Annotated in this window: 22 protein-coding genes and 1 pseudogene; 8 read left to right on the forward strand and 15 right to left on the reverse strand. The window is 74.0% G+C overall.

What is annotated here, in order from left to right; genetic code table 11:
• The 4 genes from ME121_RS29480 to rho all read right to left on the reverse strand — a co-directional run.
• Nucleotides 1-465: shikimate dehydrogenase (locus tag ME121_RS29480; protein WP_491892900.1), on the reverse strand; the 465-nt coding region annotated here is incomplete at its 3' end.
• Complete coding sequence (locus ME121_RS29485; protein WP_012321207.1) at nucleotides 462-1,463, reverse strand: cation diffusion facilitator family transporter; 1,002 nt, start codon at nucleotides 1,461-1,463, stop codon at nucleotides 462-464. The genes ME121_RS29485 and ME121_RS29480, both read right to left, overlap by 4 nt.
• 11 nt (nucleotides 1,464-1,474) lie before the next feature.
• On the reverse strand, nucleotides 1,475-2,086 hold the full coding sequence (locus ME121_RS29490) for a Maf family protein (RefSeq protein WP_012321208.1): 612 nt from the start codon (nucleotides 2,084-2,086) through the stop codon (nucleotides 1,475-1,477).
• A gap of 413 nt (nucleotides 2,087-2,499) precedes the next feature.
• Nucleotides 2,500-3,864 (reverse strand): transcription termination factor Rho, encoded by a 1,365-nt coding sequence (rho, locus tag ME121_RS29495; protein ID WP_024828867.1) that lies wholly within the window; start codon nucleotides 3,862-3,864, stop codon nucleotides 2,500-2,502.
• Between the two features lie 424 nt (nucleotides 3,865-4,288).
• Between rho and ME121_RS29500 the strand changes: the two genes are divergently transcribed.
• The 7 genes from ME121_RS29500 to cuyB all read left to right on the forward strand — a co-directional run bounded on the left by ME121_RS29500 (nucleotide 4,289) and on the right by cuyB (nucleotide 11,051).
• The gene (locus tag ME121_RS29500; protein WP_012321210.1) at nucleotides 4,289-4,792 is read left to right on the forward strand and encodes a DUF3429 domain-containing protein; all 504 of its coding nucleotides are present in this window, start codon (nucleotides 4,289-4,291) and stop codon (nucleotides 4,790-4,792) included.
• 345 nt (nucleotides 4,793-5,137) lie between these two features.
• On the forward strand, nucleotides 5,138-6,685 hold the full coding sequence (hisS, locus tag ME121_RS29505) for a histidine--tRNA ligase (RefSeq protein WP_012321211.1): 1,548 nt from the start codon (nucleotides 5,138-5,140) through the stop codon (nucleotides 6,683-6,685).
• A 104-nt stretch (nucleotides 6,686-6,789) separates the two neighbouring features.
• Nucleotides 6,790-7,032 carry a hypothetical protein gene (locus ME121_RS29510; protein WP_012321212.1) on the forward strand — a complete coding sequence of 81 codons (243 nt, stop codon included), beginning with the start codon at nucleotides 6,790-6,792 and terminating at the stop codon, nucleotides 7,030-7,032.
• A 188-nt stretch (nucleotides 7,033-7,220) separates the two neighbouring features.
• Nucleotides 7,221-8,363, forward strand: coding sequence for an ATP phosphoribosyltransferase regulatory subunit (locus ME121_RS29515; protein WP_012321213.1), 1,143 nt, complete (start codon nucleotides 7,221-7,223; stop codon nucleotides 8,361-8,363).
• The gene (hisG, locus tag ME121_RS29520; RefSeq protein ID WP_043074544.1) at nucleotides 8,360-9,352 is read left to right on the forward strand and encodes an ATP phosphoribosyltransferase; all 993 of its coding nucleotides are present in this window, start codon (nucleotides 8,360-8,362) and stop codon (nucleotides 9,350-9,352) included. The genes ME121_RS29515 and hisG overlap by 4 nt, the downstream gene beginning before the upstream one ends.
• A 12-nt stretch (nucleotides 9,353-9,364) precedes the next feature.
• Nucleotides 9,365-10,216 carry a LysR family transcriptional regulator gene (locus ME121_RS29525; protein ID WP_059410082.1) on the forward strand — a complete coding sequence of 284 codons (852 nt, stop codon included), beginning with the start codon at nucleotides 9,365-9,367 and terminating at the stop codon, nucleotides 10,214-10,216.
• A gap of 106 nt (nucleotides 10,217-10,322) precedes the next feature.
• Nucleotides 10,323-11,051, forward strand: a complete 729-nt coding sequence (gene cuyB, locus ME121_RS29530) for a cysteate racemase (RefSeq protein WP_059410083.1) — start codon at nucleotides 10,323-10,325, stop codon at nucleotides 11,049-11,051.
• Between the two features lie 10 nt (nucleotides 11,052-11,061).
• On the opposite strand, the gene ME121_RS29535 is transcribed toward cuyB, so the two are convergent.
• The 3 genes from ME121_RS29535 to ME121_RS29545 all read right to left on the reverse strand — a co-directional run bounded on the left by ME121_RS29535 (nucleotide 11,062) and on the right by ME121_RS29545 (nucleotide 13,103).
• Nucleotides 11,062-11,421, reverse strand: a complete 360-nt coding sequence (locus tag ME121_RS29535; protein ID WP_179239969.1) for a lysozyme inhibitor LprI family protein — start codon at nucleotides 11,419-11,421, stop codon at nucleotides 11,062-11,064.
• Between the two features lie 73 nt (nucleotides 11,422-11,494).
• A complete protein-coding gene (gene hemJ / locus ME121_RS29540) occupies nucleotides 11,495-11,926 on the reverse strand; it encodes a protoporphyrinogen oxidase HemJ (protein ID WP_012321218.1) in 432 nt (143 codons plus the stop codon).
• 10 nt (nucleotides 11,927-11,936) lie between these two features.
• Nucleotides 11,937-13,103: a uroporphyrinogen decarboxylase gene (locus ME121_RS29545; RefSeq protein ID WP_043343884.1), complete on the reverse strand. Its 1,167-nt coding sequence runs from the start codon at nucleotides 13,101-13,103 to the stop codon at nucleotides 11,937-11,939.
• A gap of 499 nt (nucleotides 13,104-13,602) precedes the next feature.
• Between ME121_RS29545 and ME121_RS29550 the strand changes: the two genes are divergently transcribed.
• The gene (locus ME121_RS29550; RefSeq protein WP_012321220.1) at nucleotides 13,603-14,433 is read left to right on the forward strand and encodes a pyruvate, water dikinase regulatory protein; all 831 of its coding nucleotides are present in this window, start codon (nucleotides 13,603-13,605) and stop codon (nucleotides 14,431-14,433) included.
• Between the two features lie 76 nt (nucleotides 14,434-14,509).
• Here the strand turns inward: ME121_RS29550 and ME121_RS29555 are convergent, their stop codons facing one another.
• The 8 genes and pseudogenes from ME121_RS29555 to ME121_RS29590 all read right to left on the reverse strand — a co-directional run.
• A complete protein-coding gene (locus ME121_RS29555; protein ID WP_012321221.1) occupies nucleotides 14,510-15,019 on the reverse strand; it encodes a hypothetical protein in 510 nt (169 codons plus the stop codon).
• 179 nt (nucleotides 15,020-15,198) lie between these two features.
• On the reverse strand, nucleotides 15,199-15,654 hold the full coding sequence (lanM, locus tag ME121_RS29560) for a lanmodulin LanM (protein WP_043074545.1): 456 nt from the start codon (nucleotides 15,652-15,654) through the stop codon (nucleotides 15,199-15,201).
• A 96-nt stretch (nucleotides 15,655-15,750) separates the two neighbouring features.
• The gene (locus ME121_RS29565) at nucleotides 15,751-17,046 is read right to left on the reverse strand and encodes a BatD family protein (RefSeq protein ID WP_041372392.1); all 1,296 of its coding nucleotides are present in this window, start codon (nucleotides 17,044-17,046) and stop codon (nucleotides 15,751-15,753) included.
• Complete coding sequence (locus tag ME121_RS29570) at nucleotides 17,040-17,960, reverse strand: tetratricopeptide repeat protein (RefSeq protein ID WP_012321224.1); 921 nt, start codon at nucleotides 17,958-17,960, stop codon at nucleotides 17,040-17,042. The genes ME121_RS29565 and ME121_RS29570 overlap by 7 nt, the downstream gene beginning before the upstream one ends.
• Before the next feature lie 13 nt (nucleotides 17,961-17,973).
• Entirely contained in the window at nucleotides 17,974-18,903 is a 930-nt protein-coding gene (locus ME121_RS29575) for a VWA domain-containing protein (RefSeq protein WP_059410084.1), read from the reverse strand.
• A gap of 169 nt (nucleotides 18,904-19,072) precedes the next feature.
• A complete protein-coding gene (locus tag ME121_RS29580; protein ID WP_012321226.1) occupies nucleotides 19,073-20,110 on the reverse strand; it encodes a VWA domain-containing protein in 1,038 nt (345 codons plus the stop codon).
• The gene (locus ME121_RS29585; protein ID WP_059410085.1) at nucleotides 20,107-20,586 is read right to left on the reverse strand and encodes a DUF4381 family protein; all 480 of its coding nucleotides are present in this window, start codon (nucleotides 20,584-20,586) and stop codon (nucleotides 20,107-20,109) included. Before ME121_RS29585 ends, ME121_RS29580 begins: the two co-directional genes overlap by 4 nt.
• A 36-nt stretch (nucleotides 20,587-20,622) precedes the next feature.
• Nucleotides 20,623-21,057, reverse strand: a pseudogene (locus ME121_RS29590) (DUF58 domain-containing protein); the annotation flags it as partial.

The following is a 21,057-nucleotide window of genomic DNA, read 5'->3' on the forward strand; positions in this document are numbered from 1 at the left end:
CCAGACGCGCCGCAGGCCGCGCTCGGCGAGCCCGACCACGACCGCCCGCGCCGCGCCGCCGGCGCCGAGCACCAGGGCGGTGCCGCCCGCGCGTTCCGGCCAGGCCGCGCCCAGGCTGTGGTCGAGATGGGCGCAGAAGCCCGGCGCGTCGGTGTTGTCGCCGCGGATCCGGCCGTCCGGCCCGACCACCAGGGTGTTGACCGCGCCGATCGCCCGGGCCCGCGGCGTCAGGGTGTCGGCCAGCGCGAAGGCCGCCTCCTTGTGGGGGATCGTGACGTTGCCGCCCTGGAAGCCCGAATCCGGCAGGCCCCGGACGAAGTCCGGGAACGCCGCCGGCGGCACGTCGAGCCGCTCGTAGGAGCCCGGGATCCCGTGCACGGCGAGCCAGTGGCCGTGGATCAGCGGCGAGCGCGAGTGGGCGATCGGGTGGCCGACCACGAAGGCGCGGGGGGTCGCGACGCTCACGCCGCGCAATCCTGCGCGAGGCGGCAGGCCGGACCGCCGGCCTCCTCGACCTGGAGGGTGGCGTGGCCGATGCCGAACCGAGCGCGCAGGCCCTCGGCGGTGTCGGTGAGGAAGCCGTTGCCGGGCAGGCGGTGGGCCTGATGACCCTCCTGCATCACGAGATGGACCGTGAGGGCGACGCTGGTGGTGCTCATGGGCCAGATATGCAGGTCGTGGAGGCCGGCGACGCCCGGCCGTTCGAGGAGGAAGTCGGTCACCGCGTCCGGGGAGATCTCCGGCGGCACGGCGTCGAGGGACATGGCCACGCTGTCGCGCAGCAGGCCCCAGGTCGCCCAGACCACTAGGGCGGCGATGACGAGGCTGACCGCCGGGTCGAGCCAGGCGAGGCCGGTGAGCTGGATCACGAGGCCCGCCACCACGACCCCGGCCGAGACGGCGGCGTCGGCCACCATGTGGAGGAACGCCCCGCGGACGTTGATGTCGCCCTTGGCTCCGCTGGCGAAGAGCCACGCGGTGAGGCCGTTGACCAGGATCCCCACCGCGGCCACCACCATCACGGTCGTGCCCGCGACGGGCTCCGGGTGGACCAGCCGGACCAGCGCCTCCCAGATCACCGCTCCCATGGCGATGAGCAGGAACACGGCGTTGAACAGGGCCGCCAGGATCGAGGAGCCGCGGTAGCCGTAGGTGAAGCGCGCGCTCGCGCGGCGGCGCACCAGGATCGCGGCGATCCAGGCGGCCGCGAGGCCCAGAACGTCCGACAGGTTGTGGCCGGCATCGGCCACCAGCGACATCGAGTTGCTGAGATAGCCGTAGACCGCCTCGATCACCACGAAGGCGGTGTTGAGCACGATGCCGATGGCGAAGGCCGTGCCGAAATCCTTCGGCGCGTGCGCGTGGCCGCCGAGGCCGCCATGGGCGTGGCCCCCGTGGGCATGACTTCCGTGGGCATGGCTCCCGTGCCCGTGGCCGCCGTGCGAATGATCGTGTCCGGCCAAGAGCTTTTCCCTCAGAAGGCCAAGTAGCCGGCGGCGCGGAGCCGCGCGAGGAGCGGCAGCAGCGGCAGGCCCAGCACGGTGCTGTGGTCCCCGGCCACCGATTCGAACAGGTGGATCCCCGGCCCTTCGAGCTGGTAGCCGCCGACGCTCGACCGCACGCGCTCCGCGCCAGCGCAGTCCACATAGGCCGCGATCGCCCGTTCATCGAGAGGGCGCAGGGTCAGCCGGGCGGTCTCCACGAAGGCGTCCGCGACCGCCCCCGCCAGCGCCACGGCGGAATGCAGGGCGTGGGTCCGGCCGGACAGACGGGCGAGCTGCGCCCGGGCGGCCTCGGCATCGGCCGGCTTGTGGAACACCGTGCCGTCGCAATCGAGCACTTGGTCCGCGCCGAGCACGATCCGCCCCGGGAAGCGTGCCGCCACCGCCTCGGCCTTGGCGCGCGCGAGCGCAAGGGCGAGGTCGGGCGGGGACAGGCCGGGGCGCGCCGCTTCCAGGGCGCGCTCGTCGACGTCGGGCGACGCGGTCTCGACCGGCAGGGCGGCGCTCTCCAGCAGGAGGCGCCGGGTCGGGCTGGTCGAGGCGAGGAGGAGCGGTTGCGGACCGGTCCAGGGCGAGCGGGGCATCGCGCCAGTGTCACGGATCCGGGGATCTGTGCAAGACGCGCGCTGGGCTGCGACGAGCCCCGCCGCCGGGATCGACCGGGCGGCGGGGCTGTCGCGGCGCCGATACGCAACCTGGCGCCCGGTGATGATCCTGGCAGGGACCGGTTAGGGGAAGGTCAACGGCCCGATCGGGCCGGAATCGCGTTTCGTGCCGCTGCGGGACAGGCGTCGCGGCGTTCCGCGCGGCGGGCGCAACCGACGTCCAAGCCTCTCCTCAATCCTCAGGTGCCGGAGCGCGGCGGAGGCCGCCCGCGTCGTCATGGCGAGCGCAGCGACGTGACCCGGGGCCGCGCGCGGCTCACCACCGTGGCGCTGCCTGGATCGCTTCGCTCCGCTCGCGAGGACGGCGGTGATGCCCGCGACCGGGGATGGCCTCAGGTGTTCATCGAGTCGAAGAAGTCGCTGTTGCTCTTGGTCTGGCGCAGCTTGTCGAGCAGGAACTCGATCGCGTCGGTGACGCCCATCGGGTTGAGGATGCGGCGCAGCACGTAGGTTTTCTTGAGCGAGTCCGGCGGGACCAGCAGCTCCTCCTTGCGGGTGCCCGAGCGGGTGATGTCGATCGCCGGGAAGATGCGCTTGTCGGAGACCTTGCGGTCCAGGATGATCTCGGAGTTGCCGGTGCCCTTGAACTCCTCGAAGATCACCTCGTCCATGCGCGAGCCGGTGTCGATCAGCGCCGTGGCGATGATCGAGAGCGAGCCGCCCTCCTCGATGTTGCGGGCCGCGCCGAAGAAGCGCTTGGGCCGCTGCAGGGCGTTGGCGTCGACACCGCCGGTCAGCACCTTGCCGGAGGACGGCACCACGGTGTTATAGGCGCGTCCGAGGCGGGTGATGGAGTCCAAGAGGATCACCACGTCGCGCCCGTGCTCCACGAGGCGCTTGGCCTTCTCGATCACCATCTCGGCGACCTGCACGTGGCGGGTGGCCGGCTCGTCGAAGGTCGAGGCGATGACCTCGCCCTTCACCGAGCGCTGCATGTCGGTGACCTCCTCGGGCCGCTCGTCGATGAGCAGCACGATCAGGTAGCACTCGGGGTGGTTGAGGGTGATCGACTGGGCGATGTTCTGCATCAGCACGGTCTTACCCGTGCGCGGCGGCGCCACGATCAGGGCGCGCTGGCCCTTGCCGATCGGCGCCACGATGTCGATGATCCGCGGCGAGAAGTCCTTCTTGGTCGGGTTGTCCAGCTCGAGCTTGAACCGCTTCGTCGGGAAGAGCGGCGTCAGGTTGTCGAAGTGGACCTTGTGCTTGATCTTCTCCGGGTTCTCGAAGTTGATCGTGTTGACCTTGAGCAGCGCGAAGTAGCGCTCGCCGTCCTTGGGGCCGCGGATCGGGCCCTCGACGGTGTCGCCGGTCCGCAGGCCGAAGCGGCGGATCTGGGTCGGCGAGATGTAGATGTCGTCCGGGCCGGGCAGGTAGTTCGAGTCGGAGGAGCGCAGGAAGCCGAAGCCGTCCTGCAGCACCTCGACGGTGCCCGACCCGATGATCTCGACCTCCTTGGCAGCGAGCTGCTTCAGGATGGCGAACATCAGCTCCTGCTTGCGCATGGTCGAGGCGTTCTCGACCTCGACCTCCTCGGCGAAGGCCGTCAGGTCGGTCGGCGTCTTCGATTTGAGGTCCTGGAGCTTGACCTCGCGGACGCCCTCGAGGGCGGCCGGCATGGTGGGGCGATCGGCGGACACATCGGCCGACTCCGCGGTCTCGATGTCGTCGGCGAGGGCGTCGGGATTTGGCGTCATGGGGGTATCTTGAGACCGACGGAGTAGGTGGGAGGGCCGGTTCAGTGCCAGGTGCCCGGGGGATGGGCACCGGAGAGCGGGCCGCGCTGCGGCGAGGGGCCCGGGGTCAGGTTGGCGAAACCGATGAGGCAGGACCCTCGCGGCTCACGGGCGCGCTGCGGCGCAGACCTTGTGATGAGGGCCCCACACAGATAACGCCTTTTTCGCCCGCACTCAAGGGCCCGGGGTGGTGGACCGGGATCCCGACGGCGCGGCGACGGGCCGGGCGACCGGCAGGGCCTCGCGGGAGGGCCGTGCCGGCGCTACACAGGACGTGTCGCGCCGAGCTCGGGCCGTCTCTCGGAACCGGGCCGACGCGCGGCCGTTCCCTGTCCCGGTGCTGCGGCGCAGCAGACCGCCGAATCGAGAGTTCCCCCAGACCGCCATGCGCGACGACGCCACCGGACGCACCCTCACCACGCACGAGCCGCGCCGGATTCCCTGGCTCGAGATCGTCTTCGGCTTCGGCCCGATGCTGCCGATCGCCGTCGGCACCGCCGTGGCGTGGTGGCTGAACGGCAAGCCCCTCGACTACCTCGTGGCGCTGTTCACCCTGCTCTACGCCGCCTCGATCCTGCTGTTCCTGGCCGGCGTGCGCCGCGGCGTCAGCTTCCGGACCGAGGGCGGGCCGCAGGTGTCGCAGATCGTCACCATGCTGGTCCTCTACGGCCTCGGGCTGGGCAGCCTGTTCGCGGCGGTGATGGGCAAGGCGGTGCCGGCGCTCGCGATGCTGATCCTCGGCTACGCCGCCATCGGGATCCTCGATCCGATCGCGGCGCGCGCCGGCGAGGTGCCCCTGTCGCATGCCCGCCTGCGCCCGCTGCAGATGCCGATCGCCGTGGTGAGTCTCGCGGCCCTGCTCTGGCTCAAGCTGACCGCGCCGTACTGAGTTCTCGCCGAGCGAACCGCGCCCCGGTCCGGTGCGCGGCGCGCGTCCGACACGGCTCCCGCATCGACGCGTCGGCTGACGCGCCCCACACGTCGCCACCGGCGCAGCGAGGTGAGCCGGGGCCGCGCGACCTCGACCGGCGCGGCGCGGTCCTGGATGGCTCCGCTCGCGAGGGCGACGGCGCCGTCCTGCCCGGGATGGTCGGGTGCCGGGCGAGCCCGCAAACCGAATTCCCCTTTCGCCCGGCATGCTCTAGAGCCCGGCCGCAGGATCTCCGCCCGCCGGAGACGATCGAAGATTCGATGCGGGACCCGGATTCCGGGTCCGCGAGAAGCGAATGCACCCATGTCCAAGCCCGACACCCCGAAGGCCGAGAAGGCCGACACCCTGAAGCCCCGCCTGCCGCGCGGCTTCGTCGACCGCCGCGCCGGCGAGATCGCCGCGCAGGGCCGGATGCTGGAGACGATCCGCAAGAGCTTCGAGCTCTACGGGTTCGAGGCCCTGGAGACGCCCTTCGTCGAGTACACCGAGGCCCTGGGCAAGTTCCTGCCCGACCTCGACCGCCCGAACGCCGGCGTGTTCTCGTTCCAGGACGACGACGAGGCGTGGCTGTCGCTCCGCTACGACCTGACGGCGCCACTGGCCCGCTTCGTGGCCGAGAACTACGACGCCCTGCCCAAGCCCTATCGGAGCTACCGGGCCGGCTACGTCTTCCGCAACGAGAAGCCGGGGCCGGGCCGCTTCCGCCAGTTCATGCAGTTCGACGCCGACATCGTCGGCGCCGGCAGCGTCGCGGCCGATGCCGAGACCTGCATGCTGATGGCCGACACGCTGAACCGGCTCGGGCTCGGCGGTCAGTACGTGGTCAAGGTCAACAACCGGAAGGTGCTCGACGGCGTCATGGAGGCGATCGGGCTCGCCGGTCCCGACAAGGCCGGCCAGCGCCTCACCGTGCTGCGGGCGATCGACAAGCTCGACCGGCTCGGCGTCGACGGGGTGCGCGACCTGCTCGGGTCCGGCCGCAAGGACGAGAGCGGCGACTTCACCAAGGGCGCGGGCCTCGACGCGGCGGCGATCGGCCGGATCCTCGCCTACGTGTCGTTCCAGGCGGATGCCGGCGACGGTGCCGACAAGGTGGCGTTCTGGGAGAAGTTCTTCGCCGGCTGGCACGACGCGGTCGGCGACTCGGAGACTGGCCGGGAAGGCATCGCCGAGCTGCACGCGATCATGCGCCTCTGCGCCGCCGCCGGCTACGGCCACGACGTGATCCGGGCCGATCCGAGCGTGGTGCGCGGGCTCGAATACTACACCGGGCCGGTCTACGAGGCCGAGCTGACGTTTCCCGTCACCAACGAGGACGGCCAGACCGTGCGCTTCGGCTCGGTCGCGGGCGGCGGGCGCTACGACGGCCTCGTCGGGCGGTTCCGGGCCGAGCCGGTGCCGGCCACCGGCTTCTCGATCGGCGTCTCGCGGCTGTTCTCGGCGCTCCAGCTCGTGGGCAGCCCCCTGATCGCCGGTGCCGAGGCCCCCGGGCCGGTGGTGGTGCTGGTCCTCGACCGGGAGAACATGGCCGATTACCAGCGGCTCGTCGCGCTCCTGCGCGCCGACGGCATCCGGGCCGAGCTCTACCTCGGTGCCGCCGGCATGAAGGCGCAGATGAAGTACGCCGACCGCCGCCGCGCGCCCGTGGCGGTGATCCAGGGCTCGAACGAGCGCCTGGCCGGCGAGGTCCAGATCAAGGACCTGATCGCGGGCGCCCAGGCGGCCGAGTCCATCGCCAGCAACGCCGAGTGGAAGGCGGCGCGGCCCGCGCAGGTCTCGTGTCCCGAGGCCGACTTGGTGGCGCAGGTCCGCGCCGTGCTGAGCCGGCATTTTCCGTCAACCGAGATCTGAGACACGCGCGGTTCGAACCGCGCCTCGAACCGCGCCCCGAACCGCGCGTCGAACGCAGGGGCTCCGGCGGCGTTGTCGTCGGTCGGTGCCGCGGAGATGTCGGGATGCGCGCGAAGATCCTCGTCCTGTCGGCCGGCCTGATCTGCGCCGGCGCGGGACCCGTCTGGGCCGCGCGGCCGGTCCTCGGCCGGCTGCCCAGCGCCGTCGCGCAGGCCACGCCCGGGACCGGCAGCGCGCCGATCCTGAGCGCCGGGATCGCGGGGGCGCCCGCCCTGACCGTGCTCGCCCGCCGCAAGCCGGCCCGGCGCCCGCGCGGCGCGCGCCTCGGCAGCCTCCGGCCGCTCTGAGGCCGCTGTGAGGCCGGTCACGTCCTTGATTCCGTAGCGGATAGCGGGTCCCGGCGCGGGACTGCGCAGTCCTGCGCGGCGCGCCGGCGCGGCGCCGCGGCACGTCTCGCCGCGCCGAGTGTCGCCAAGTCCGGTCGCGGTTGCTACAGAGCGCCCGCGAGGTGGATTGCCCCGCGAGGTGGATCGCGATGACACGACCGGAGGCGGGCGAGACGGGGGCGGGGGACGCGGCGCGCGCGCGGCTCTCCGCGCATCTGGCGGCGGCGGGCTACCGGCCGGTGACGCCGCCGGTGCTGCAACCGCTGGAGCCGTTCCTCGAACTGTCGGGCGAGGATATCCGCCGGCGGATCTTCGTCACCCAGGACGCGGGCGGCGCCGAGCTGTGCCTGCGGCCCGAGTTCACCATTCCGGTCTGCCGCCTGCACCGGGCGGAAGCCGACGGGCAGGCGGCCGATTACAGCTATTGCGGCCCGGTCTTCCGGCTCGCCGCCGACGAGCCCGACGAGTTCTTCCAGGCCGGCATCGAGTCGATCGGGCGGACCGACACGCCGGCGGCCGACGCCGAGGTGCTGGGCCTCGCCCTGGAGGGCCTCGCGCTGTTCGGCCGGACCGACCCGGCGGTGCGGCTCGGCGACATGGGCCTGACCGTGGCGCTCCTCGACGGGCTCGCGGTCCCGCCCGCCGCCAAGCGCCGGACGCTCCGGGCGCTCGCCGCCGGGCGCTCGCTGGACGCCGTGACCAACGGCGCCGAGGGCACCCGTCCGGAGGATCCCCACGCCGGCCTGCTGGCGGCGATCCAGGGCCAGGACCCGCGCGGGGTGCGCGCCTTCGTGGAGGACGTGCTGGCCATCGCCGGGATCTCGGCGGTGGGCGGGCGCAGCGCCGGCGAGATCGCCGAGCGCTTCCTCGCCAAGGCCGCCGCGCAGGCCCATGGCGGGGCCGGGCTCAACGCCGAGAACCGCGCGCTCCTCGACCGCTACCGGGCGATCGCCGGCCACCCGGACGCCGCCGCCCGCGACCTGCGGGCGCTCGTCGCCGACGCGGGCATCCGGCACGACGCCCTCGCGGCCGCCCTCGACCTGTTCGAGGAGCGCACCGGCTTCATCGCGGCCCGCGGCCTGCCGATCGAGCGCTTCCGCTTCCAGGGCGGCTTCGCCCGCAACCTCGACTACTACACCGGCTTCATCTTCGAGGTGACCGAGCGGGACGGCCCGACCCTGGTCGGCGGCGGCCGCTACGACGGCCTGCTCGGCCATCTCGGCAGCCCGGCGCCGCTGCCCGCGGTCGGCTGCACCTTCTGGATCGAGCGCGTCGCGGGAGCCGGCCGATGAGTGCCTCGGACGCGGCCGCCATGCCGCTGATCCTCGCCGTCCCGTCCAAGGGTCGCCTGCAGGAGAATGCCAGCGCGTTCTTCGGCCGCGCGGGCCTCAAGCTCGCGCAGGGCGCCGGCGCCCGCGACTACCGGGGCAAGCTCATCGGCGTGCCCGACGTCGAGGTGCGCTACCTCTCGGCCTCCGAGATCGCCGCGCAGCTCGCCTCGGGCGCCGCCCATCTCGGCGTCACCGGCGAGGACCTGATCCGCGAGACCCTGCCGGACGTGCGCGGCCAGGTCGAGCTGCTGACGCCGCTCGGCTTCGGCAACGCCACCGTGGTGGTGGCGGTGCCCCAGGCCTGGATCGACGTGCGCGACATGTCCGACCTCGACGAGGTCGCGGCTGGCATGCGGACCCGTCACGGCCGGCGCCTGCGCGTCGCCACCAAGTACGTGAACCTGACCCGCCGGTTCTTCGCCGAGAAGGGCGTCGCCGATTACCGGATCGTCGAGAGCCTGGGCGCCACCGAGGGGGCGCCGGCCGCGGGCTCGGCCGAGATCGTGGTCGACATCACCACCACGGGGGCGACGCTCTCGGCCAACGCCCTCAAGGTGCTGGACGACGGCATCATCCTGCGCTCGGAGGCGAACCTCGTCGCCTCGCTCAGGGCGCCCTGGGGCGAGGGCCAGCGGGCGGCGCTCCGCACCGTGCTCGGCCGCATCGCCGCCGAGGAGCGCGCCCGGACCACCCGGGAGGTGCGCGCCGCCCTGCCGGAGAGCGGCACGATCGACCTCGCCACCCTGGCCGGCCTGCACGAGGCCGAGCTGCCCTACGGCGCTCCGCGCGCCCCCGACGGCGAGATCGTCCTGCGCTGTCCCGAGGCCGCGGTGTTCGAGCTGGCCGGCGCCCTGGTCGAGGCCGGCGCGCGGGCCGTGACGGTGCGGCGGGTCGACTACGCCTTCGCGGCCGAGAACCCGCTGGCGGAGCGGCTGCTGGCGCGGCTCTGAGACCGTCGCGCGATGGAGCTGAAATGGCTCGAGGACTTCCTGAGCCTCGCGCGCACCGGCAGCTTCTCGCGCTCGGCGGTCGAGCGCCACGTCACCCAGCCGGCCTTCGGCCGCCGCATCCGGGCGCTGGAGGGCTGGCTCGGCGTCGCGCTGGTCGACCGCAGCACCTACCCGACCGCGCTGACGCCGGAGGGCCGGCTGTTCCTGGAGACCGCCGAGGAGACCGTGCGGCGGCTCCACGCCAGCCGCGACGCGCTCCGGGCCCGGATCCGGCCGCCGCCCCGGACCGTGTCGGTGGCGGCGCTCCACACCCTGGCGCTGACCGTCTTCCCGCGCTGGTTCCGGGACGTCGAGGCCCGCACCGGGCCGCTCGGCAGCCGGCTGCTGCCCGATGATTTCCACGCCTGCGTGCAGGCCCTGGCCGAGGGCGGCTACGACCTGCTGCTGACCTACCACCATCCGCTGGTGCCGATCCCCCTGGACCCGGCCGCCTTCCCGCACCTCGCCATCGGCCGGGACAGCCTCGTGCCCGTGCACCGGCCGGGGCCGGCCGCGGACCGGCCCGGGCTCGGCTATCCCCGGGACTCGTTCCTGGGCCGGGTCGCGGCGCTGGCCGGCGACGGGGCGGCGGCCGCCCACGTCAACGAGAACGCCATGGCGGAGGCCCTGAAGTTCATGGTTCTTGAAGGCCACGGCCGCGCCTGGCTGCCCGAGAGCCTCGTCGCCCGCGAACTCGCCGACGGCAGCCTCGTGGCGGCCGGGCCGGGCACGGCGCTGGAGATCCGGCTCTACCGCCGGGCCGGCCGCGGCGGCGCGGTCGAGGCGGTCTGGGCCGCGGCGGCCGCCCTCGCGGCCGAACCCTAGGAACCGCCGCGCGCCCGGTGCCGGATCGGCATGGCCGGTGCCGACACGGCATTGGATTCCCGCCCCGCCGCGGCCCATCAGGGCGTCGCGACGGTCGGAGGCGGCGATGCTCGGTGTACTCGGCGGGATGGGCCCGATGGCCACGGTGGACTTCCTGGCCAAGCTCGTGCGGGCGACGCCCGCGGGGCGCGACCAGGACCACATCCCGACCCTGGTCTGCTCGGCCGTCGACATCCCCGACCGCGCCGACGCGATCCTGGGCGCCGGCCCGGACCCGCTGCCGGCGATGCGCGCCGCCCTGGCGCGGCTCGAGGCCGGCGGCGCCACCCGGATCGCGATCCCCTGCAACACGGCCCATCACTGGCACGCGGCGCTGCAGGCGGGGACGGCCCTGCCGATCCTCCACATCGTCGACGCCGTGGCCGAGACCCTGGCCGAGCCGCTGGCGGGGGCCGGAACCGGCGGCCGGATCGGCCTGCTCGCGACCGACGGCACCCTGCGGGCCGGGCTCTATCGGGAGCGGCTGGCGCGGCGCGGCCTCACCTGCCTCGGGCCCGATCCGGAGGGTCAGGCCGCCGTGGCGGCGGCGATCCGCCTGGTGAAGGCGCACCGGGTGGCCGAGGCGCGGCCGCTCCTGGAAGCGCAGGTCCGGGCGCTGGCGGAGGCCGGCTGCGACCGGGTGGTGATGGCCTGCACGGAGATCCCGATCGCGCTCGCCGGGAGCGACCCGTCGGGCCGGCTGGTGGACGCCACCGAGGCGCTGGCGCGCGCCTGCGTGGCGGCGTGCCGGCCGGATTGCCGCGTCGACGCCGCGGCCCTGCCGCGCGCGGCCTGAGCGCGGGACCTCACGGGCCCTGCTTGGCGAATTCCGCCAGGACCCCGCGCAGGACCTTCAGCCGGGCGTCGTAGGCGGCCGTCAGGCAGCCGACGTCGCCGCCGCAGGCGCGACGCTCCGTCAGCCACGCCTCCTGGTCGTCGCGCAGCTTGGCCTGGCCGCCCATCGGCAGCACGCTCTTCAGGATCTCGAACCGGGTCGCCATCTCGACGTCCCTGTCGTTGAGGGGGAGATGCGCGCAGATCGCCCTCTCGTCGGGGGCCTCGGCCCTGTCGCACGGGAAGCTCGCCGCCCGGGCGGGCGGCGCGGTGATCGCGCCGGCGACCGGACCCGCGAGGGCGGCGAGGGCGAGGACGAGGGGCTTCGACATGGCCTCCCAACGGACCGGCGGCGAAAAGGCTCCGACCGCCGGGGCAGACGCCTGGGATCACGGGATCCCGGGATCAGAGGCCCGGCTTGACGATCGCCAGGATGACGATGCCGATCATCAGCAGCGTCGGCACCTCGTTGAGCACCCGGTAGAACTTGTGGCCGCGGGTGTTCCGGTCGGCGGCGAAATCCTTGACCATCCGGGCGAGCCAGCCGTGGATGCCCGACATCGCCAGCACCAGCACGAACTTCGCCTGCAGCCAGACGCTCGCGTAGAAGCCGCTCATCCAGGCGAGCGCCAGCCCGAACGCCCAGGTAGCGATCATCGCGGGGTTCATGATCGCCTTGAGCAGGCGGCGCTCCATGACCTTGAAGGTCGCCGACTGCGCCTCCGCGCCGGGCGGCAGGCTCGCGTGGTAGACGAACAGCCGGGGCAGGTAGAGCATCCCGGCCATCCAGGCGATCAGGCTGATGACGTGGAGGGCCTTGATCCAGTCGTACAGCACGCGCCCGACCTCAGCCCTGGCCGCGCAGCCGCGCGAGCATCCGCTCGACATGGGCCACCGGCGTCTGCGGCGTGATGCCGTGGCCGAGGTTGAAGATGTGCGGCAGGCCGGCGGTCGCCTCGAGCACCGCGTCCACCGCCGCGTCGAGGGCCGCGCCGCCCGCGATCAGCGTTTCGGGATGCAGGTTGCCCTGCGTCACCGTCGCGGCCGGCACCGTCTGCCGCAGGGCCTTCAGATCCACGCCCCAGTCGACGCCGACGGCGTCGGCGCCGGTCTCCGGCACCACCCGGGCGTGGCCGTCGAGGCCCGAGCCGCGGGCGAACACGATGATCTTGGCCCCCGGCACCCGGGCGCGGACGCCCGCCACCATCCGGGCGATCGGCCGCAGCGACCAGCGGGTGAGGGCGTCCGCCGCGGCCGCACCCGGCAGGGCGCTCTCGGCGACGTCGCCGACGGGCTCGACCGTGCCGCCGGGAGCCGGAACGGCAAGCGGCAGGGTGCCGGCGTGGGACTCGAAGATCTGCACCGCGTCGGCGCCGGCCTCGAGCTGGCGCACGAGGTACTCGGTCTGCACGGCGACGAGGCGGTCGATCAGGGTGTCGACCAGGGCGGTGTCGCCCTCGGCCAGCGCCCGCGCGGGGGCGAGGTCCGGCGTGCCGCGGCCGCCGATCATGTAGCTCGCCACCGTCCAGGGGGCGCCGCAGAAGCCGAGCAGCGTGGTCTCGCCCGGAAGCTCGGCGCGCAGCCGCGTCACGGTCTCGAAGACCGGCGCGAGGTGGCTCATCACCGCCGGGTCGCCGGCCTCGCGCAGGCGCGCGAACGCCGCCCGTCCGTCGAGGGGGTCGAGCCGGGGGCCCTCGCCCTCCACGAAGCGCACGTCCTGGCCGAGCGCGTGGGGGACGACCAGGATGTCGGAGAACAGGATCGCCGCGTCGAAGCCGAAGCGGCGGATCGGCTGGAGCGTCACCTCGACGGCGAAGTCCGGGCTGTAGCAGAGGTCGAGGAACGAGCCGGCCTCGGCGCGCGTCGCCCGGTATTCCGGCAGGTAGCGCCCGGCCTGGCGCATCATCCAGGCGGGGGGCGGCCCGATCGCCTCGCCCTCGAGGACGCGCAGCACCTTGCGCTCGGACGTCGTCCCGGACGTCTCCCGCTCGGGCTCGCGCTCCGTCCCCGTCATGGTCGCTCCCATCCCGTATCCCTCACCCCGCATGCCCGTCGGCGGGCGTCCTGTCGAGTCGAGGCGCGCCGATCCCCACACAGGCCCCTTCGAAAAGATAAGAGAGAATCTTGGAGTCTGTTTTTTCTCTTGGGGGGCCGAATCTCGGGGGCACAAAAGCGTCCACAGGCGGTCCCCGACGCCGCGCCGTTAACGGGGCTTTAAAGGATTTCCGCCAACTTGCGAGAACCGGATGGTCCGACAGCGCCTTGGCAACGCCGAGTCGTGTACGGGCGCCGGATTCGCGACCGATTCGTCCAGAGAGCCGGATTCGGCGCGTCCCGATCGTCTGCCTGTGAACGGCGGAGTCGACAGCGCGCACCGGGATCGCCCTGGACCGGCCCGGCGGGGCATCCTATCCACACTCATCGACTCCCCTGGCGGCCGGCGGTGGACAACGTGGGCGCCGCGCGAGGCGGCCGCACAGTCGGCCGAGAGGTCGACCGCAGAGGCGATCGGAATGGGCCGCAGCTACTTCCACCTCCACCTCGTCTCCGACTCCACCGGCGAGACGCTGATCAATGTCGGGCGCGCGGCCGCCGCCCAGTACGAGGGCGTGTCGGCGATCGAGCACGTCTACCCGCTGGTGCGCTCGGCCGCGCAGCTCGACCGGGTGATCTCGGAGATCCGGGCCGCGCCGGGCCTCGTCCTCTACACGCTGGTGGGGGGCGATCTCGGCGAGCGGCTGGAGGAGGTGGCCCGCGAGACCGGCTCGCCCTGCCTGTCGGTCCTGCGGCCGGTCCACGACCTGCTGCGCGCCTATCTGGGCGCCGAGACCACGGCGCGGCCCGGCGCCCAGCACATGCTGAACGCCGAGTACTTCAAGCGCATCGACGCGATGAACTTCACGCTGGCCCACGACGACGGCAACCTGCCGGACGATCTGGAGGAGGCCGACGTGATCCTGCTCGGCGTCAGCCGGACGTCGAAGACGCCGACCTCGATCTACCTCGCCAATCGCGGCCTCAAGACCACCAACCTGCCGCTGGTGCCGGGCATGCCGCTGCCGCCGGCGATCGAGCGGGCCCGCAAGCCCCTCGTGGTCGGCCTGTTCGCCTCGCCGGAGCGCATCGTGCAGATCCGGCAGAACCGGCTGTCGAGCCTGAACGCCGACGAATCGTCCCTCTACGTCGACCGGTCGGCGGTGGCGGACGAGATCACGATGTCCCGCCGGCTGTTCACCAAGAACCGCTGGCCGACGATCGACGTGACCCGCCGCTCCATCGAGGAGACCGCGGCCGCGATCGTCGACCTCTACCGCGACCACCGGCTGAAGTTCATCGCGGACTGAGACGGGGTCTCCGAAGGGCTCAGCCCTTCGGCGGGGTCCGGGGCGGTCCGCGGGTCGGTTCGCGGAGCCGCGGGCCTCAGCGCGCGAAGGCGAAGTGGCTGCGCTGCTCGATCTGGGCGGCGTAGAAGTCCTCGACGACCTCGCGCACCACCTCGGCCAGCTCGTCGCCCCGGTGCTCGTCGAGCTGGATGTCGCTGCCGACCGTCCGGCCGATGGAGCAGCTCGCCGCTCCCGGCACGAGGCGCTCGTTGTAGCGCTGGTTCAGGCCCGAGACCGAGATGTAGTTGCTGCCGCCCAGTTCCGGACCGTACTTGATCTTGATCTTCTGCTCGGACTCGGTGCCGCGCAGCTGCGCGCACAGGCTGATGAAGTTGTCCTGATCGATCTTCGCCTCGAGGCCGGTGATGCTGCCGTGCACGTTGTCCTCCTCGTTGAGGACCTCGGCCATCAGGTTCAGCACGCCCATGACGGGCTGAAGCGCCCGGGACCCGTCCTCGAGCAGCTTCCGCCGGAAGTCGTTGCTGCGCTCGTCGGCCGCCTGCAGCCGCGCGCGGAACCTGTCCTTGACCTCGTTGGCGCGTGCCATCGCGCTCCTCCCTGGTGGTTCACCCGATGCTTTGCCGCTCGGATAACCGAAACCTACGAGGCCAATTCAGATGACGCAAGATAGTGCAAAATATTGATGCCTGCTCAGAACGTGAGCCGTTGCACAGGAATAATACTTGCTCATGAACTGTGCAACGGCGACGGGTCCGGGAAGCGGGCTTACTTCAGGAGCTGCAGCAGGCTGCGCCCCGCCGGGGACTTGAGCTCCCTGGCGTCGAGGGTGCCGTCGTTGTCGGGATCGGCTGCCTTGAAGCGCTGCTCGACCAGGGCGAGGTACTCCTTGCGGTCGAGCGTGCCGTCGGAATCGGTGTCGGCGGCTTTCAGGTCCTTCTTGCTGAGCCGGCCCTTCAATTCTTGGGCGTCGACGGTGCCGTCCTTGTCGGTCTCGGCGGCGTCGAAGACCTTGCCGGCGGCGGCCTGGGCCTCGGCGAGGTCGATCGTGCCATCGTGGTCGGTGTCGACCATCTTCAGCGCGCGCTCGGTGCCGGAGGACCGGGCGAGGGCCGCCGACGGCAGCGCGGCCGGCAGGACGAGGGCGGTGACGAGGACGGTTCCGAGGACGGTTCCGAGGGCGACGGTCGCGGCGCGGGCGGATCTGTGCGGGGTCGCGGGCATGGGGATCTCCGGTGGCGGTCGGTGCCGGCAGCCCAAATCACGATCCCGGCGGGCGTTCCCGCCCGCGCCTTCACGAGCTGCGGAGCCGCGCCGCGCTCAGCGGACCGGGCCGTCGAGCGGTGCGAGCCGCTCCGGCGCCGGGGCGGCGGCTTCGCCCGGCTCGGCGCGCGACAGGGTCCGGGACAGGGCCCGGAGATCGGGGACCGGAGCGCCCGCCGCGCCGAAGACCGCCCGGTCGAGGGCCGCGAAGGCGGCCGCGAGGTCGGGCCGTGCCCGCCAGGTCCGGGCGAGGTCGGGGGATTCCCGCAGGGCCGCGTCGAGGGCCGCGCGGAACCGGGCCGGGTCGCCGGCGCGGGCCGCCGCGCGTAAGGAGCGCCGCGCCGCACCGGAGAGGCGCAGGCGCGGCCGTCCGAGGCCGAAGCCGATCAGCGCGAGGCCCAGCCCGAAGGCGGCGAGCGCCGCGGCGGCGACCACGAGGGGCGAGGGGATCGCGGGGGGCGCCCGCTCGGTGTCGCGGTCGGGCAGGCCGCCGCCGATCTGCCGGGCCGGGATCTCGGTCTCGCGCATCGTGCGGGTGTTGGTGTCGAACCACGGGATCGCGATCGCGTCGAGGGGGATGATCTCCGGCACGCCGGGCTTCACGTCCCACTGGTAGGTGGCCCGGGCCACGGGGCCCGAGGGCGTCAGCAGGGTCTCGCGGGTGACGGGCCCCGCGAAGGTGATGATGCCGCGGGTGCGCATGACCGGCCGGGGCGGCAGGCCCTCGGCGACCATGCCCTGCGCCTCCAGGGTGACGATCCGGCGGGTGGTCTCGCCGACCTTGATGGTCTCGGGGTCCGGGCTCCAGGAATCGGTGATCGCCACGTCCTTGGCGGGCAGCCACCAGGGCTCCTTGGCGTCGGGGCCGCCGGTGGGCTCGGTCCACGACGCGACCGGGAAGGGGATCGGCTTCGAGCGGACCTCGACCACCCGCCGCTCGCCGACATCGTTGACGGTGAGTTTGTGGACGAACGGCTCGATGGTGAACTGGCCGGCATGGTGCGGGAAGACCGCCACGGTGCGGTCGAACGCGATGGCGCTCTGGCCGTCGGCGAGCTTGGTCCGGCTCCAGTGGTCGCGGCCGAGCTGCGTCCAGGAGAAGTTGGCGAGGGAGGGCTGCACCACCTCCTCGAGCAGGATCGGCTGCTTGTAGACCCCGTGGATCTTCAGCAGCACCATCTCGCGGGGGAAGGGGGCGCTGTTGCCGTTGAGCTCCGCGGTCACCGTCAGGGTGAGGTCGCCCGGCTCGATCTCGGCCCGGGCGGGCAGGGGGGCGGGGAGGGGGGCGAGGAGGGGGGCGAGGAGGAGGAGGGCGCGGACGCGCCTCCCGGAAACCCCGAGAAAACTCACCACGGGTTGCTCCCGGCGGGAATCGCGGTGCCGGCCTCGACCCGGCGGGTCTGCTCGGCGCGCAGGCGCAGCTTGAGATAGCGGCCGGGATCGTCCGGCAGGGTCTGGAGCCAGAGCCGGTCCGGGCGGATCTCGTGCGCCTCGAAGCTCTTGGTCACCCGGCGGACCTCGCGCTCGGGCGCCTCGGCCACCATGGCGGCGCCGCCGCCGGTCCGGCCGCGTCCGGCCGCGTCGCCGGCCGAGCCCCGGGCCTGGCCCTTGCCGGCGTCGATCGACTGCTGCTCGGCCTTGCCGCGGCGCGCGACCTTGCTGTTGCCGGGCAGCGACGCGCTGGCGTTCGACTCCTTGTTGCCGGCGAGGCCCTCGCCGCTGGAGGCGGCGTTGATGTCGTTGTTCTGGTCCTGATTGGCGGTGTTGTTGTAGCGGGCGCCGTACTGGGCGGTGCCGTTGGCGATGCCGCCGCCGGGCCCGCGGTCGATCACCTCGGCGCGCATCCGCGCGATCAGCGAGCGGTTGGCCTGGGCGTCGGCGTCGCGGGGGTTGAAGCGCAGGGCCTCGTCGTAGGCCGCGAGCGCCCCGTCGAGGTCGCCGGCCTTGGCCAGCGCGTTGCCGAGATTGTAGCTCGCCCGACGGCCGCCGGCGCGGAACAGCGCGATCGCGTCCCCGTAGCGGCCGGCCTCGTAGAGCGCGGCGGCGCGCCAGGCCGGATCGACGAACACGTCCGCGGCGAGGCCCGGCAGGCCGAGGCCCATCAGCAGCCGGCCGAAGCCGGTGCGGGGCTGCGAGACCGCGAGCAGCGCCAGGAGGCCGATCCCGGCGAGGGCGAGGCCGGCGACGCGGGCGAGACGCCGCCAGCGCGGCGGCAGGCCGGCCCGGAGCGGGGCGGCGAGGCCGGTCTCGGGGAGGGTCAGCCGCATCGGGCGCTCCGCATCACGCGCTCCTGCGGAACAGCAGCAGGGCCGGCAGGGCCGCCAGCAGCAGCAGCCAGCGCCCGAGATCCGCGTAGGCCAGGACGCCGTAGCCGCCCGCCGCGAGGTGCTGGGCGAGGCCGGCCCCGACCGCGTCGAGCACCGGGCCCGGGGTCGCGATGTCGGCGGTCGTGCCGCCGCCGGCCCGGGCCAGGGCGTCGAGGGCGGTCCGGTCGGGCTTCGGGGCGCCGGGCGGCAGCGGCTTGTCGGTCGGGACGAACAGGGCCTGGAGCCGCCAGCCGTGCTCGGCGATGGCGCGGGCCTCGCGGGTGGCGGCCTCGCCGACGCCGTCGCCGTCGCTGATCAGCACCACGTCGGCCGCCACCACGTTGGCCTCCGCGAGGGTGCGGCGGGCCAGCGCCAGCCCGCGCTCGGGGTGGGAGCCGCGGTCCGGCACCGTGTCGGCGTCGAGGGCGAACAGGGTGGTGCCGAGGCTGTCGCGGTCCGTGGTCGGGGAGGCGGCGAGGTAGGCGTCGCCCGCGTAGACCACGAGGGCGACCGGACGGGTGCCGGCGGCCTCCGCCACGGCGGCGGCGGCCTGCCGGACGCCCTGGAGGTTGCCGCCCTCGGTGACCGAGCGCGACAGGTCGACGACGAGCACGGTCTCGTCGAGGTTGCGGAAGGTGCGCCCGTCGGCGCGCTCCACCGCCGGGCCGGTGAGCGCGAGGGCGATCAGCCCGGCCGCGAGCGCCGCGGCGCGGTTCGCCCGCCGCCGTCCGCCGAGCACCGCGCCGGTCCGGGCGAGGTGGGCCATCAGCGCCGGGTCGACCGCCCGGGCCCAGTCGCCGAGCGGCGCCGAGCGCCACGCGGCGCGGAGCGCCAGCAGGGCGACGACCGGGATCGCCAGGAACCACCAGGGGCGCAGCAGCGCGACGGCGTCGAGGGCGCTCATCGGGTGGGTGCTCCCGCCCAGACCACCGCATCCTGAGCTGCCGGAGCGCGGCGGAGGCCTCGAAGGAGCCCTCCAGCCAGACGCGCGACGTCCGGAACCCTCCTTCGAGGCTCGCCGCACTCGCACCTCGGGATCAGGGGGATGGTCGGACAGGCGCGGTAACGAACCATCACGCCCCCCTCCGGCTGGCGAGCAGCGCCGCGGCGGCCAGCAGCGCCAGGGCGGCCGGCCAGGGCCACAGGTCCCGGCGGAGCGGCAGGGGCGGCGCCAGGGCGCGGCCGCCCTCCAGCCGGTCGATGGCGTCGGCGACCCGCACGAGGTCCTCGGTGGTGCGCACCCGGAACGCCTCGCCGCCGCTGGCCCGGGCCATGTCGCGCAGGGTCTCGGTGTCGACCACGTCCTGCTCGCCGTCGGCGTCGGCCATGTCGCGGGGGCCCAGCGCGATGGTGTAGACCTTGATGCCCAGCTCCCGGGCGAGCTCCGCCACGTCCTTGGGGGCGGTCTGGCCGGCATTGTTGGCGCCGTCCGAGAGCAGGATCACGGCCTTCGCGGGCTTCTCGCCGGGCTTGCTCCCGGACGCGGCCTCGCCCCCCGCGTCCCGCGGGTCCAGCCGGCGCAGGGCGAGCCCGAGGCCGTCGCCGATGCCGGTGGAGCGGCCGCTGATGCCGATCGTCGCCTCGTCCAGCGCCCGGGCGACCGCCGCGGTGTCGAAGCTCGGCGCCGCCGCCACGTAGGCCTGGTCGGCGAAGATCACGAGGCCGATCCGGTCCCCGGCCCGGCGCCGGATGAAGTCGGTGCCGACGCGCTTGACCGCGGTGAGCCGGTTCACGGTCTCGCCGTCGAGGGCGAAGTCGCGCCGCTCCATCGAGCCCGACAGGTCCATGGCGATCATGATCTCGCGGCCCGAGGCCGGGAGCGCGGCCGCCGGCATGACGAGGCGCGGGCCCGACAGGGCCGCCACCAGGGCGATCCAGAGCGTCCAGGTGAGCAGGGCCCGCCGCCGGCCCCGGGCCGCGCGGTCGGCGCCCGAGCGCGCCCCGGCCACCAGGGTGGCGGGCACGCGCAGGGCGCCGCTGCCGCCCTCCGGCTCCGCGGGGATCAGGCGCGCGGCCAGCAGCGGCAGGGGCAGCGCCAGCAGCGCCCAGGGCGCGGCGAAGTCGAAGGCCGACAGGAGCGCGCTGAGCCACGCGGGCAGGACGCCGCTCATGCCCGCAGCCGCCCGATCAGGCGGGCGAGCGCGGCGTCGAGGGCGTCGAGGTCGGGATCCTGCCGCCGGTACAGCCCGTCGGCGAGCACCCGGCCGGCGCCCCGGGTGAAGAAGTCGGTCCGGAACAGCCCGTCGAGCCGCGTCGCCCAGGCCGCGCCGGTCGCCCCGGTCCCGGCCCCGCCGGACCGGTCGAGGGACCGGTCGAGGCGGCGCAGCAGCCGGGCCTGGGCGACGAGGCGCGCCTCCGGGCCGAGGCCGCGGCTCCGGGCGAGCTCGGCGAGCGCCGCCCGGCGCAGGGTGTCGCGCGCCCGGCCGCGCCCGTAGCGCACGAGCCCCACCAGCAGGGCGGCGAGGAAGCCCAGGGCGGCCGCCGCCACGACCTCGCCCTGCACGGCGCCCGCGGCGCCGCCGGGCAGGTGCAGGCCCCGGAGCTGGTCGAGGGACAGGGGGATCTCGGCGGGCACGACGGGATTCATCGGATTGCGCCGCCGATCGGGTCGCCGGGTCCGGCCTCACAGCACCGCATCGAGGCGCTCCATGAGCGGCGCGTAGGCCTCCGGGCCGGTCTCGACGTCGAGGCGCACGCCCGCGATGCCGCGGCGGGCGTAGGCGGCGAGCCGGGCCTCGGCGGATTCCCCCGCCGTCCCGGCCCCGGTCGGCGGCACAGTCGGCGGCACGGTCGGCAGCGCGGTCCCGCGGCGGCCATCCGCGAGGGCGAAGGGGTAGTAGCCCGGCGGCCGGGCGCGCTCGAAGGCGTCGCTGACCAGGATCAGCCGGATCGCGATCCGCTCGGCGAGCAGGGTCAGGAGCTCGTCGAAGCCCGGGCCGGGATCGTCCAGGGCGCTGGCGATGACGAGGTGGCCGCCGGCCGGCAGCAGGCCGCGGGCGAGGGCGAGCGTCGCCTCCAGGGGCGGCTCCGCGCGGGTCGCGCGCCGGTCTCGGCCGCC

It is taken from the genome of Methylobacterium sp. ME121 (assembly GCF_000974725.1).
GTDB classification, from domain to species: Bacteria; Pseudomonadota; Alphaproteobacteria; order Rhizobiales; family Beijerinckiaceae; genus Methylobacterium; species Methylobacterium radiotolerans.